Genomic DNA, 12,982 nt, shown 5'->3' on the forward strand with positions numbered 1-12,982 from the left:
TCCCATATTTTAAGGCTGAATATCTTTCACCTTATTTGTCGTCGTGCAGTTCTTTATACAGACGATCCGCCAAAGCTCTCATCACAGCCTGATACTTATCTGCATCCAAGAAGAGCTGCTCATATGCTGCGGTGTTCTCCATATAAGCTTCCTGTGCGGTTGTATCAAAAATCCCCGGAAAAAGACTTCTCTCATATACTTGGCGATCCTCGGTCTTTGCGGCTTTTTTGGCTTTAGAATCCTTGCGCATTTTTTGATACAGCGTATCAACCATTACACGGTCTGCATCTGTGAATTCACCATAGAATTCCTCATTGATGCGCTGGATAATCTCGTCCAATGGACTGGTACGATCTTTTTGACCACCAGCCCGTTTTGGCTGAGTCGGTTTCCAAGATCCAGGCTTGCTTTCAAGTTCGATTGCACCTTCGTATGTCTTTTCCAGACGATAATATTCCAGCTTGACTCTATTATCAAGATCAAATGGCTGTACGGGATCGGAGGGAAGCAACTTGGCCAAGTAAGAGCAGAAAACGTACTCTTTGTGCAGTTCTTTATCGAACATACGGGTAATCTGAGAAATGTAGTTATACCACTTAACGAGCGCACGGACTTCTCTACGAAACTGATAGCGTTGCTCCTGATTGAGTTCGTTGTACTTATCAGCCACAGGCTTTAGCGCATTGGATATCTTTCCCTGAGTCAGATTTGCCTTGCGCACATCCGGGTCAAAATAAATACTGGAAACTTCTTCAATATCCTCATCTGTATAGATGCCAAAACCACGAAGCGTTTTCTGTGTTGTGTAAATCAAATCGAAGTTGATTTCTTCATCCAGACTGGTTTCCTGATAGAACTGCTGGAAAGCTTCACGGATGCGTTCAATCGGATTTACAAAATCGAGAATATAGGTGTCCTCTTTGCCAGGGTAGATACGGTTGACACGGCTTAAAGTCTGAACAGCCTTCACATCACGAAGTTCTTTATCAACAATCATCGTGTGGAGAAGCGGCTCATCAAAGCCTGTCTGATATTTTTCTGCAACAATGAGAATATTGCCTTCTTCGTGGAATACGGCCTTTGTCTGACTTTCCTTCACCCGATTGCCGTTACGATCTACATTCATACCGCTTTCGGTGTATTCAGTACCTGTCGGGTCATCTGGGTCTTTCAGGCTCCCGCTAAAAGCAATCATGATTTCTACATCATCGTAATTGTTGCTTTCAAGATAACGCTTAATTTCGTGATAGTAACGGACTGCCGCCAGCCTGGACGCAGTAACTACCATCATCTTTCCACGGCCACCGATCTTCTTTTTTGTGACCTCACGGAAAGTCTCTACAATAATAGCTGCTTTCTGCTGAAGGTTGTGCGGATGTAATTCCTCATAGCGTCGAATCGTTCTAACAGCTTTGGAGGTAGGGACTTCCGGATTGTCCTGGACATTCTTTGCGATTTGATAACACATTTTGTATGTGGTGTAGTTTGCTAAAACATCCAGGATAAATCCTTCTTCGATAGCCTGTCGCATCGAATAGATGTGGAAGGGGTGGAAAGAACCATCCGGTTGAGGTTCGCCGAAAATTTCCAGGGTTTTGCCTTTGGGCGTTGCAGTAAAGGCAAAGAAACTCATGTTGCTGTGTTTACCCTGGCTGAGCATTTCTTGTACAAGAATATCGTTGGACTCGACTTCTTCGATAGCCTTTTCTTCCAGTTCGGCATATTCTGCAAGAGCATCGCTCACATCGGCAAGAGCGGCCTTGAGTTTTAATGCGCTCTGTCCAGTCTGGCTGCTGTGTGCTTCATCTACAATAACCGCATAATGCTTACCAACAGCGGACTCGACCTCATTGTAAATTACAGGGAACTTCTGTAAGGTGGTGACAATGATACGCTTTCCATCGTTAATAGCGTCACGCAGAGCGCCAGAGTTTTTCTTCTCGTCAATCGTAACTACACTCCCCAAAGTGTGGTCAAAGCTGGAAACGGTGGCCTGCAACTGTTGATCGAGAATACGGCGGTCTGTAATAATGATTACGCTGTTAAAAATTGCATCGTTGTTTTCGTTGTGGAGGCTGGCCATACGGTAAGCCGTCCAAGCGATAGAATTAGACTTGCCGGAACCGGCACTGTGTTGGATGAGATAGTTATGTCCAGCGCCATTAGTTCTAACATGATTGACCAGTTGACGCACGACATCCAACTGGTGATACCGTGGGAAAATGACTTTGCTGCTGACGGTTTTCTTTGTGGAACCGTCCGGCAAAGTCTCTTTTTTTTCTGTTCTTTCGTAGTTAATGAACTTTTGCAGAATATCCAACAAGCTATCCTTCTGGAGGACTTTCTCCCAGAAGTAAGAAGTTACATAGCTGCCATCGGTGCTCTTTGGATTACCTGCACCGCCATCCTTGCCTGCACCGGCACTGCCTTGATTGAAAGGAAGGAACGTTGTCTCCGGGCCTTTCAGCTGGGTAGTCATATATACATTGTAGAGATCGCAGGCAAAGTATGCGAGAACACGCTTATTAAATCCGAATGCCGGTTCATTAGGGTTGCGGTCATATTGCCACTGACGCATAGCGTCATCCACCGACTGCCCGGTGAGCTGATTTTTCAGTTCAATCGCCACAACAGGGATGCCGTTGACAGCCAGCATCATATCGACTGTATTTGTGTTGCGTTTAGAATAGTGCCACTGGCGGATACACTGGCAGACATTCTTTTGGTAGTTGGTGATGGACACCTCGTTCAGCTCAGACTCTGGCTTAAAATAGCACACCCGAAAATTGATGCCACGATGCTTGAAGCCGTGACGCAGGACAGAAATCAGACCATCCTGCGTGACGGCATTTTCAAATGCCTTATAAAACTGCCGAATAGGGTTGATCGTACACATCCGCTCGAAGCGTTTCCATGCCATGGGCTGGGTGCTTTTTACGAAATCGGACAGAGTGACGATGTCCAGAAACATATCTTTGCTTTCATCGCTACAATAACCGGCATCCGTTGCCTTTGTCCATCCACCATCCTCAGAAACAAGGTAGGTCTCTATGAATTCTTCAAAGCGTTTTTCTGTTTCGTTCATGGTCACACCACCTTTCTTTTTCCTGTTACAGTTTCAAAAATTAATGATTTTTTATAACTTTCAAGTTCAAAAATCAAGGATTGTTTGTTTTCTATGATGGAATCGATCGAATGGCATATATCATTAAGATATGTGGAAATTTCAATTTGTTCTTCTATTGGGGGAAAAACTGTTTTTATATTTTGAATTGTATTAACAGATAAGCCCGGTTGAGCAGCACTATTCGAAGCATATCGGTTAAGGTTCATGCCATTCAGCAAATAATACAAAAATGAAAGTTCTACTCCTTCTACATTTTTTGTTACCACTGCGTGTTCTGTTGCCCAAAAACATCCCTTTATTTTATGAACGTTACCGCATAATGCACCTTGCCTACCTACAAGAAGATACTCTCCTTCGTAATTATACTTGGAATAATACCCTCGAATACCGTTTCCTCCGTATACTGGGTATTCTCCAGCTTCATCAATCTGATCAGACACAAGATTTTTCCCGGCTTGCATAGAACATAAATACTTAAGCGAGAGAATCCCCCAATGAGCAGGCATCTGGCCAATCCAATCAATATGGCTATCCTTCATTTCTGCTAAAGGATTTAGTCCCTTGGTGACTGCTTCAAAAACGATAGAAGCTCTCCACTTTTTGTATTCTGCAACACTGAGCTTTGCCTCCTCAATAAGAGTATCTATTTGAGCACATTGTTCATCGAGGAACTGCACAATGGTGTCTTTTTCATCTTGGCGTGGAAGAACTATGCGTAATTCCTTTACTTCTGCATAATTCAATCCCTGCCGTACACCGGAACCCATGCCATAAAATCCTTTTTTCAGGTCAAAGGCATGGAGCAGGTAGAACAAGTATTTTGAATTGCTTGTGTCGATTGGACGCAAGGTTGTATAGGCGGAGGTAATAATACCACGCTCTGTGGCCAAACCTACCCGAAGGCTTGTATGGTCATTCTGTAAATCTGTTAAACGAAGGACTATATCCCCATCTTCGATAATGTTATAGCCGTCAAAAGACGCAGGAAGAAGTCCATCCGGCGAATCAATATCTTTACGTTTGATTTTGCCGTAACTCAAAGACAACAGATTCTTTTCCTGAAGATTGCCGTTTTTTTCCTTGACCTGGGTCACAAGTTGATACAAGGTGTGGACACGCCAGTGAGAGGGAACACTGCCTATCCATTCAATACCACTATCTTTTGTTTTTTCATAGGTAGTAATTTCACTCATTTTGCTCACCACCATTTCCGAACAATGCCTGCAATTTCTCCATCAGTACCTTTTCACGGGCCGCAATACGTTTTGCAATATCAGCTGCCGGTTCCAGTTCCTCATATTCATAGAAGGTACGAGTGAATGGAATCTCATACCCAACCTTGGTCTTGCTTTTGTCAATCCAAGCCCCCGGACGATAAGGGAGAACTTCCCGTGCAAAATAAGCATCCACATCTTCATCAAGTGGAACACTTTCAGTGTCACGCTTGGAGGTATCGGCTACTGGCTTTCCTTTTTTCACAATCGGGTTGCCATCGTCATCCAAAGCAGGACTTTCCACTGTAATTTTATTGTAGCCAAGCGATATGGCATCAAGCACTTTGCTTTTGCAAGTCAGCACTGTTTTTTTATCTTCTAAGGTCTTTGTAAAAATTGCACTTCTATATTCGCTGTATGCCTGTGTGATCAAATTGCGGCAAGATTCCGTAATATCTACACGCTTATTACCGATAGGACGTCTGCGGGCCTCACAGCACTTGCTGGCATCAATCAACAAAATGCGTTCTCTATGTGTTTCGGGTTTATTTTTGGATACTATCCAGACATAGGTTGCAATTCCGGTGTTATAAAAGCTGTCATTGGGGAGCTGAACAATGGCATCCAACCAGTCATTCTCAATAATATAGCGACGGATTTCACTGGGGCCACTTCCTGCATCTCCTGTGAAGAGAGAGGAACCATTTTGAATAATAGCCATTCTGCCGGTGTCCTTCAATTTAGCAATGCCATTCAGCAAGAACAGCATCTGCCCATCGGATTTTTGAGGTAAGCCAACGCCAAACCGACCGGCATCGCCCAGTTTATGTTCTTTCTCCACATCAGCTGCTTCACGCTTCCAATCAATACCAAATGGAGGATTAGAGATGATGTAGTCGAAGGTGTAGCCCTTGAATTTATCCGCATTCAAGGTGTCGCCGAACTGCATGTTTTCAGGATCGCCACCACGGATCAGCATGTCCGCTTTGGCGATACCAAAAGTAAAAGGGTTGATTTCTTGGCCATAACAGATGATTTCAGCCTCTTTGTCAAGGGCGTGAACACGCTCTTCCATACAGGTAAGCATCTGACTGGTGCCCATCGCCATATCGTATACAGTCTTGGCAGGGGCATCCTCGCCGGAAAAATCCGCATTCATGGTAAGCAAGTCACACATCAAATAAATAATGTCACGGCTGGTGAAGTGCGCACCTGCTTCTTCATCATAACTCTCAGAAAAACGCTGAACAAGGTTTTCGAAGACATAGCCCATATCAATCGCAGAAATTTTCTCCGGATTCATATCTGCATTGTCAGCAGTAAAGTCGCTGATAACTTGATATAGAACTCCCGCATCCGCCATACGCTCGATTTGCGTAAAGAAGCCCATATTCGCCAGAATATCGATAACATTATCGGAAAATCCGTTAATGTAATTCTCAAAATTGATCTTAATGTTCGCTGGATCGGCTTTCAGTCGCTCAAAGGTGTACTGGCTGGTATTGTAAAAACGATAGCCAGATGCGGTACGCAGAAAACCATCTTTGACGGCTAACTGTTTCACCTTTTCATAAGTGGCCAGCACTTTCTCTCTGGTCGGGAGTAAGCAGTCATGAAAACGCTTAATCACGACCATGGGCAAAATAACCAGACCATATTCATGAGGCTTATATGCTCCAAATAGACTGTTCGCCACATTCCATATCAGATTTGCTTTTTCTTGAATGTTTGTACCGACTATTTTGATCTTTTCATTGGTATCCATAATCTCGTTCCTCCCTAATATTGGCTGAGATCTCATTGATTTTCTCGGTTAAACGACTTGACTTAATGCCGTATCGCCACAGTTCTCCGTTTTCTTCCATGGTGTCGTGAGTTATAGAGAAGATGCAGCGACCACGCATTACATCGAAAATGCAGTGCGGCATATCCTTGATAGCGTCACAGATGCCTTGCACCGCAAACTGATAATTGTTGGGTGGCTTCTCGCCCAGTGTCAAAAATCCGCTTAATTGCTCGCCAAAGATATCAATAATATCACCAACTGCCAAAAACTCATCTACCTCTGTCGGAATCTGGTCTGCCCATGTTCGGAGATCTTCCATCGACCACTTGGTTTCCATAAGCTCCAACAATCTCTGATGGTGATTGTAAGCCCGTTGTAACCTCGGCCTACTCTTCATCCCTTCCTTGATTCTGGGAACGACAGTTCTATCATCCAGGTCTTTGTGGAGTACCGTCAATCGCCGGTCTTTATGAACCACCGGAAATCGCTTTCCGTCGGAATGGATAATATCAAGCATAGCGTTTCTGGCATATCGCTTAATCGCCTCATCAGTCACCACAATTGAAGCCATTGGAAAGTACTGATTCACAGCACTAAATAAGCTATCGACTGGGTCTACATATATGGTTTCAACTTGGTTAGCATCCAATGTTTTCAGAAATGCACCACAGGTTTCCTCGGATGAATCTCGCAAAATATCCAGGCAATAAACCTCATCATCCCAAATTCCTAAAACAGCGGGATAGAACTCCCCAAAAAACAGCACCTCGACAATGCTAATGATATGTGGTGTCCTGACCGGCGGCAACAATGACTCCCTACATTGGATTCTGCGTCGCATTACTTCACCCACTGAAGCAGTAGAAGCTGGAACACCGTAATGCTGGCATACTTTTTTATATGAGAATTGAAAGGTTCCATCTGCCAAGGCATCTGATAGCCGATTTGTGAATTTGCATCCCTTTTCTCCAAATTCTGTAGGCTCAGGGAAAACGCTTTGCCCGCAATTATCACAGCGCATATAACGCTGATGAAAAAGTAGGCTGATTATTTGAAATGTCTTGTGGTCCTCGTCAAGCCACAATAAATCCTTGAGTTTTCGATCCACAATTTTAGAGCAGCGTGTTCTCGAGGAACGACAAGCAGGGCAGAGCAATTTTTCATCCTCAAAGTATCTACGATGTACAACTTCTAAACCAACATCATCCCTGTTTGTTTTTAATACCACAAGTTCGGGTATGCCCAGCCATTCGGTTTCGGCTTTGGAGATGTTTTCTTTTGTGTATAGCTTTTTTCCCAAGGCACACTCCTCCCATCTTATTTCATTATACAATATTTGCCACCAAAAATCAAATGATTTTAATTATTATCTTATATTTTTTTAATTTTGCCACCAAACAACGAATATCTTAATTTTTCATATAGCAGAAATAGCTGTATAATGGAACCATCAGAAAAAGAGAAATTCACCGGCCCAACGGAAGCCGTGGACAGGTGAATTTCCGAAGCTTTTAAGGAGGTGGTGTCTTATGCACAAATAAAAAGAGCGGCAATCTGCTGGCACAGATTAACCGCTCATTTGCAATATGTACGCTATCAAAATATCATGTATCGCTTGTTTGGTCAAGCAGAAAGGAAAATTATATGTATCATTATTACTACGTTAACAACAATCAGACGTTAAATCCTGGCCTTCATCATGAAGTCCATACAAAAGAGCATGCTGAACAGCTTGGCATCCGTAGCGCACAGTATGTGGGCTACTTTGAAAGCGAGGTTGAGGCAGTAGCTCATGCGAAGAAAATCTATCTCGATGCGGACGGTTGCGCAATCTGCTGTCCTAAGGCACACAGGGGGTAATCGTATGGCTCGTTCTTCTCATCATGTCGTTCACAATCCCAATGGTGGCTGGGATGTAAAACGTGGCGGAGCTCAACGCTCCAGTGGCCACTATCCCACCAAGGAACAGGCAGTAAACGCTGGAAGACAAATCAGCCGAAACCAAGGCACTGAGTTTGTCATTCATGGGCTGGACGGTCGTATTCAGTCTGAGGATAGCCATGGAGGGGACCCTCATCCGCCGAAAGGCTGATTTCGATAAAACACTGGTCTCCAAAGGCTCCACGAAGTCTATAAGGAGAAAAGTGGGTAAAATGCTTGCCGACCACAAGGCTAAGTTAAGACAAAGGGGCTGTTGCAAAACGAAAGTGGAGCAACAGCCCCGTTTTCTGTGGAAAAGTGGTTCTGTGCAGTATTTTGGAGAACAAATTGTAAAAAAGTTTGTCACCAAAAGGAAAAAATGGTACAGCAAAGCTGGGCTTCTCGGGTGAGGAGAGGTCCAGTTTTTTGCATTTTCCGGTTGTGGAAAAATCTATTCTTTTTTCAGGGGAAAAAGATGACTTTTCAGCCGTCCCTGTTGCAGTTTGGCCCAGTACTTTTTCAGGTCAAAGGCCAGGCAGAGCAGGAACAGTTCCAGTGAGATATTGGTCTTGCCCCGCATGAGGAACCGTTTGAACCGGCGGTTGCTTTTCAGTACGCCAAAGGCCCCCTCCACCTGGATGGAGCGGTTCATCCGAAGAAGTGTTCCCCGCGGGGTGCTCAGCTGCCGGAGAGCCTGGTCCCGGAACTGGGCAAACTCCCGGCAGACCTTTACCTCTTTGCAGAAAGCCGGATCCCGGGAGGTGGTGCACTGCTCCCGCAAAGGACAACCGCCGCACCCCTCGCAGCGGTAATAGTCCATGGTGGTGACCATGCCCTTTTCTTTTCGGGAGCAGCTTCGGCGCAGTGTCAGCTTTCTTCCTGCGGCACAGAGGAAACAATCTTCCCGTTCCAGATACTGCATATTCTCCAGCCGCCAGATCTGCTGCGAGTACTTTTTGGTCTTTCGTACTTCGTAGTTGGCAGGCTTTATATAGCATCCCTGGTCCTTGCGGTCCAGGTACAGATAATTGCCCACGCTTTCGTAGCCGGCATCCGCTACAATGTCCCGGTAGCTTCTGCCCTGCATCCGCTGGATATGCTCCAGAAATGGGATCAGAGTGCCGCTGTCTGTGCAGTGGGAGAAGGCCGCCACCCCGGTAATGTATTCGCTGTTTACCGCCAGCTGCACATTGTAGGCGGGCTTCAGTTGTCCGTTGCCCATATGGTCCTCCTTCATCCGCATGAAGGTGGCGTCTTTGTCGGTTTTGGACAAGCTGTTGCGCCGGCAGCCCATCTCAAACAGCTGGGCCTCATAGCGGTCCCACCTCTCCAGCAGCTGCTCCAGCTCCTCATACTGCCGCTGCCAGGACGGTTTCCGTCTCCCTGTACCCCGGACCATTTCCCCTCCTTCCGGCACAAGGCTTTGGGCAAGACGCCGCAGCTTGCCGGCGGTCAGGTTTCCGTTCCCTCCGTATTGCCGGAACAGCTCTTTTGCCTTCTCCTTTACCTTGGCCAGCTGCTTTTCCACACTCTTTCGCCACACAAAGGTATACCGGTTGGCCATGCTCTCTATCTTGGTCCCGTCGATGAATACTTCTTCGTACTGGATCTCTTCCTCTTTCGCCAGCCTTCTCACATACTGGTAGAACAATCCCTCAATGGCGTCCCGGGCCTTCCCGCTGCGGAACCGGGCAATAGAGCAGTGATCCGGCGCTCGCTCTCCCTGCAAAAGCCAGATGAAATCGATGTTCTTCCGGCAGGCTTCCTCCAGCTTTCGCGTGGAGTAGATCCCGCACATATACCCGTACACCAATAGCTTGAACATGATCCGTGGTTCTGCTGCCGATTTTCTCCCGATGGGTGAATACGCTTTGTACAGTTCCCTGTAATCCAGTTCCTCAAGCTGGGCGTTGGCTACAAATACGGGTTCATCTTCCGCTATCTCAATATTTTGCGCAATGGGCAGTGCTAACTGTTGATACTGCCATGCCTTTCTGTTATACTTTTCTTGTTGTATTTGTTTCATGACAGTTTCAGATTACAACAAAAAATGAGATAGGCAACCCCTTCCGGGGAAGTCTATCTCATTTTTTTATTGAGTCTGTTTTGCAACAGCCCCTTTGCACGTCAAGATTTATAGAGTTATCAATCAGAATCTAACTGCGGGATCTCCGTTACGGTTCGCAAGTATTTTTCTGGATCACCATTCAAAATCAATTCCGCATAAGACAGCGGATCGTTGTAGATGAGCCAGTCCAGTTCAGATCGCTGGAAACGGCTATTCGCAACTTCGTCCTCTACAGCGGTGCAATTAATGGAAATCATGCTGTCGTCAGAATATCTTAGTTCAACGCAGCCTGTGTCCATATTAAATTCACAGGAAAGTAATGTTTTCATAATGCTATCCTCCAATATAGGCTCTGTTAACAAGAAAAACTCCCGACTAATTCCTGTTAGGAATCAGACGGGAGTTTCGTATGCACCCGAAAACCGTCAGCTAACAGTTGATAAGTGATTTAGTTCCTTATCACTGTTAAGCCAAGCGTTTTGGGTGCTTTTGTTGTACAAACCAGAGTTCTGATAAGCGATAATTTAGCGCTTGGAGAACATGCAGATCACGAAGTTCATGGAGAAAATCAGGGTTTGTATATTGTTTGTAGATTTCTAGTAGGAGTAAATAAAACGCCTTAGACAAATGTCTAAGGCGTTTTATGCTTATCCAGCTATAATTTTTTTAATTCGTTGAATATTCTCCTCTGTCGTATCTTCTGCATTTAGAAAGAAGATCTTCTCTTTCGGAAAATATTCTGGCAGTTTTTCATAACAGGAAAGCGTACGCTGCAAGAAGTCACGTTCTTCAAACACATCACGTGCCTGTCCACGTCGTGCAATCCTTTGGCATAAAACTTCTGGATCTTGCGGCATTAAAATAAAGATAAAATCAGGGATCAAACATGTCCGATTTTTCTCAATCAAATAGTCCGCATCCACACCCTGAAGTTGCTGGTATGCCAGCGCAGAATATTTGTATCGGTCACATACGACAACTTCTCCTTGCGTAATTGCGGGCATAATAAGCGTCCGGATATGCTCCTTCCGATCTTCTACAAAAAGATCTGCAAAGGCATAGATATCAAGAATTTCCCCTGACCGCATCATTTGACGCAGTTGTCTTCCCGGCTCACTATCATACGTCGGCTCGCACGTGTAAATTGCTGCTGTTCCTTCGCTATTCCATTGATCTACCAAGGATTTTGCGAGAGTCGTTTTTCCGCTGCCATCCGGTCCGTCAATCGCTATGAACATAGTAGAGTCTCCTTATAGAATATCTTCTCCCGAAAACCATCCAGATAAAATCGGATCATGGTATTTTCCAACATTCTTATAAATATATAAGCCGTTAGAAAACAAAATTCCTACAAAAATTATTTGTGGAATCCACCAATAATTTATGTCAAAATACAGCCAACCATCTACCCAACTCATAAAGGGGGCTGCAAAGGTATTATACAACCAACCTTTGATCACCTGACTTTGATTCAGACAAAACATTACAATAATCCAAAAAACTGAAGTTCGGGTATTCCATTTTCTCCAATTAATATATTTACGCTCATACACACTTTTAGGCGGGCGTATTAACATATTTAGAGAGATCAAAATAATAAACAGCATCCACTGAGTATCTCTATTCAGCAACTGCTGCAATGGGAAAAATTGCGTAGCAGACTCCAGCCTTGACCCGTCAATTCCAAATGCCAAGGCGAATGAAATAAAAATACCTAACACATACTGTCGATTTCCTCTATTATGCTCATCCGTCGTGTCAATGATAATATTCAATTCATCCAATTCATTAAACTTATCTGGACTAAAGAAAATATTTTTGGATGCAATCCTATATTTTTGACGGTAGCCAATCATCTCATCTTCTGTCCATCGACGGAAATTGACCGTAGTTTTATTAGCAACTGGATTGATCGCATTATCATAGCGCGTCGAAGGAAGATGCCGTGACATCTCTGGTTTAATGGGACAGGAGCATTTATCATGCTTTTTGCAACTTGGTTGCACAAAATCTCTTCGATCCCAAGTAGCTTCAACACTAGAGGATTCATAGTTAATAAATGATTTTACCGGTGGTGAAAAATACCATGTAAAATCTGGAGCCATGTAGGTTATTTTCTTGCTTGCATCTTTTTTCAAGTTAAAAATCAGACTCTGATCTGTCAAGCGGTCCTTAAACCGAATGGTAGTCTTAACCCAACTAAGCAGTTCAATTCCTGGACACAATGAGATGTCTTGTGGTACAAAAATGCGGTAGAACGCCTTTTCACTTCCCTCATCTGGATGATGTCTATTGCGCGATTCTTTAGAATTCCTAAACGGACGATGATAATCTTCCGGCGAAAATCCCCCAGGAATTGCCAGCGCCTTCATTCCGCCACTTTGTTCCTTTCTAACATCTTCTATCCACAGCATGCGTTTTTGTGAAAGGCCAGCCATCACAAACAAGTTTTCTTCAACGTCGCCTAGACAGTTTTGAAGTTTATCAGGATCTTCATATATTTTTCTTAGCGCTTGTTGATCATTATATAGGACTTCACTCTGCTGGCCCCAAACCTTCTTTATACAATCAACTTGAGACAAAAAACTTCTGTCATCTATACTCGAAGTATTTTCACCTACATCCGTCACATCTTCGCTTACAATGGACAAAACTTCATTGTCATCATTTCCGTTGACAACAAAGTCAAATCGCATGCAGAATTCCTTCTTCTTATCCAACCGACTAATAAATTGATCTGCATTAAGCGATTTTGGTTCATCACTACCGCCTAAAACCACAGCGGTATAAATATCCAGCGACTTTCTGTCATTCCCGACAAAAGTCATCTGAAAAAATTTACGCAACATGACAGTCTTTACCGATTC

11 protein-coding genes are annotated in these 12,982 nt (G+C 44.2%); 3 read left to right on the forward strand and 8 right to left on the reverse strand.

The features are described from left to right. Positions 1 to 31 precede the first annotated feature (31 nt). Genes B5D52_RS09560 through B5D52_RS09575 form a run of 4 tightly spaced genes read right to left on the reverse strand, consistent with a single transcriptional unit; the run spans position 32 to position 7,427 of the window. On the reverse strand, positions 32 to 3,085 hold the full coding sequence (locus B5D52_RS09560) for a type I restriction endonuclease subunit R (RefSeq protein WP_016147151.1): 3,054 nt from the start codon (positions 3,083 to 3,085) through the stop codon (positions 32 to 34). Between the two features lie 2 nt (positions 3,086 to 3,087). Then, positions 3,088 to 4,320: a restriction endonuclease subunit S gene (locus B5D52_RS09565; RefSeq protein ID WP_016147152.1), complete on the reverse strand. Its 1,233-nt coding sequence runs from the start codon at positions 4,318 to 4,320 to the stop codon at positions 3,088 to 3,090. Then, positions 4,313 to 6,106 carry a type I restriction-modification system subunit M gene (locus B5D52_RS09570; RefSeq protein WP_016147153.1) on the reverse strand — a complete coding sequence of 598 codons (1,794 nt, stop codon included), beginning with the start codon at positions 6,104 to 6,106 and terminating at the stop codon, positions 4,313 to 4,315. The genes B5D52_RS09565 and B5D52_RS09570 overlap by 8 nt, the downstream gene beginning before the upstream one ends. Beyond that, complete coding sequence (locus B5D52_RS09575; protein WP_016147154.1) at positions 6,093 to 7,427, reverse strand: transposase; 1,335 nt, start codon at positions 7,425 to 7,427, stop codon at positions 6,093 to 6,095. The genes B5D52_RS09570 and B5D52_RS09575 overlap by 14 nt, the downstream gene beginning before the upstream one ends. A 344-nt stretch (positions 7,428 to 7,771) precedes the next feature. Here B5D52_RS09575 and B5D52_RS09580 point away from each other — a divergent pair, with 344 nt between their 5' ends. The 3 genes from B5D52_RS09580 to B5D52_RS16360 are packed head-to-tail and all read left to right on the forward strand — an operon-like array spanning position 7,772 to position 8,457. After that, positions 7,772 to 7,987, forward strand: coding sequence for a hypothetical protein (locus B5D52_RS09580; RefSeq protein ID WP_013379459.1), 216 nt, complete (start codon positions 7,772 to 7,774; stop codon positions 7,985 to 7,987). 4 nt (positions 7,988 to 7,991) lie between these two features. Then, on the forward strand, positions 7,992 to 8,219 hold the full coding sequence (locus tag B5D52_RS09585) for a DUF2188 domain-containing protein (RefSeq protein WP_073993860.1): 228 nt from the start codon (positions 7,992 to 7,994) through the stop codon (positions 8,217 to 8,219). Next, positions 8,152 to 8,457, forward strand: coding sequence for a hypothetical protein (locus B5D52_RS16360; protein WP_178139612.1), 306 nt, complete (start codon positions 8,152 to 8,154; stop codon positions 8,455 to 8,457). Before B5D52_RS09585 ends, B5D52_RS16360 begins: the two co-directional genes overlap by 68 nt. A 41-nt stretch (positions 8,458 to 8,498) precedes the next feature. Here the strand turns inward: B5D52_RS16360 and B5D52_RS09590 are convergent, their stop codons facing one another. The 4 genes from B5D52_RS09590 to B5D52_RS09605 form a co-directional block, all read right to left on the reverse strand. After that, positions 8,499 to 10,073 (reverse strand): IS1182 family transposase, encoded by a 1,575-nt coding sequence (locus B5D52_RS09590; protein WP_016147156.1) that lies wholly within the window; start codon positions 10,071 to 10,073, stop codon positions 8,499 to 8,501. A gap of 119 nt (positions 10,074 to 10,192) precedes the next feature. Next, positions 10,193 to 10,444, reverse strand: coding sequence for a DUF6061 family protein (locus B5D52_RS09595; RefSeq protein WP_013379462.1), 252 nt, complete (start codon positions 10,442 to 10,444; stop codon positions 10,193 to 10,195). A 318-nt stretch (positions 10,445 to 10,762) separates the two neighbouring features. Further along, positions 10,763 to 11,353: a dTMP kinase gene (gene tmk, locus B5D52_RS09600; protein ID WP_016147157.1), complete on the reverse strand. Its 591-nt coding sequence runs from the start codon at positions 11,351 to 11,353 to the stop codon at positions 10,763 to 10,765. Positions 11,354 to 11,365: 12 nt separating this feature from the next. Further along, positions 11,366 to 12,964 carry a hypothetical protein gene (locus B5D52_RS09605; protein ID WP_147535089.1) on the reverse strand — a complete coding sequence of 533 codons (1,599 nt, stop codon included), beginning with the start codon at positions 12,962 to 12,964 and terminating at the stop codon, positions 11,366 to 11,368. Positions 12,965 to 12,982 lie beyond the last annotated feature (18 nt).

This window comes from Butyricicoccus pullicaecorum DSM 23266, from assembly GCF_900167005.1.
In the GTDB taxonomy this organism is placed as follows: domain Bacteria; phylum Bacillota; class Clostridia; order Oscillospirales; family Butyricicoccaceae; genus Butyricicoccus; species Butyricicoccus pullicaecorum.

Excerpts from the sequence above, each read along its gene's own strand:
- B5D52_RS09560 (WP_016147151.1), bottom strand. The coding sequence starts at position 3,085 with ATGAACGAAACAGAAAAACGCTTTGAAGAATTCATAGAGACCTACCTT.
- B5D52_RS09565 (WP_016147152.1), bottom strand. The coding sequence starts at position 4,320 with ATGAGTGAAATTACTACCTATGAAAAAACAAAAGATAGTGGTATTGAA.
- B5D52_RS09570 (WP_016147153.1), bottom strand. The coding sequence starts at position 6,106 with ATGGATACCAATGAAAAGATCAAAATAGTCGGTACAAACATTCAAGAA.
- B5D52_RS09580 (WP_013379459.1), top strand. The coding sequence starts at position 7,772 with ATGTATCATTATTACTACGTTAACAACAATCAGACGTTAAATCCTGGC.
- B5D52_RS09585 (WP_073993860.1), top strand. The coding sequence starts at position 7,992 with ATGGCTCGTTCTTCTCATCATGTCGTTCACAATCCCAATGGTGGCTGG.
- B5D52_RS16360 (WP_178139612.1), top strand. The coding sequence starts at position 8,152 with ATGGGCTGGACGGTCGTATTCAGTCTGAGGATAGCCATGGAGGGGACC.
- B5D52_RS09590 (WP_016147156.1), bottom strand. The coding sequence starts at position 10,073 with ATGAAACAAATACAACAAGAAAAGTATAACAGAAAGGCATGGCAGTAT.
- B5D52_RS09595 (WP_013379462.1), bottom strand. The coding sequence starts at position 10,444 with ATGAAAACATTACTTTCCTGTGAATTTAATATGGACACAGGCTGCGTT.
- tmk (WP_016147157.1), bottom strand. The coding sequence starts at position 11,353 with ATGTTCATAGCGATTGACGGACCGGATGGCAGCGGAAAAACGACTCTC.
- B5D52_RS09605 (WP_147535089.1), bottom strand. The coding sequence starts at position 12,964 with ATGTTGCGTAAATTTTTTCAGATGACTTTTGTCGGGAATGACAGAAAG.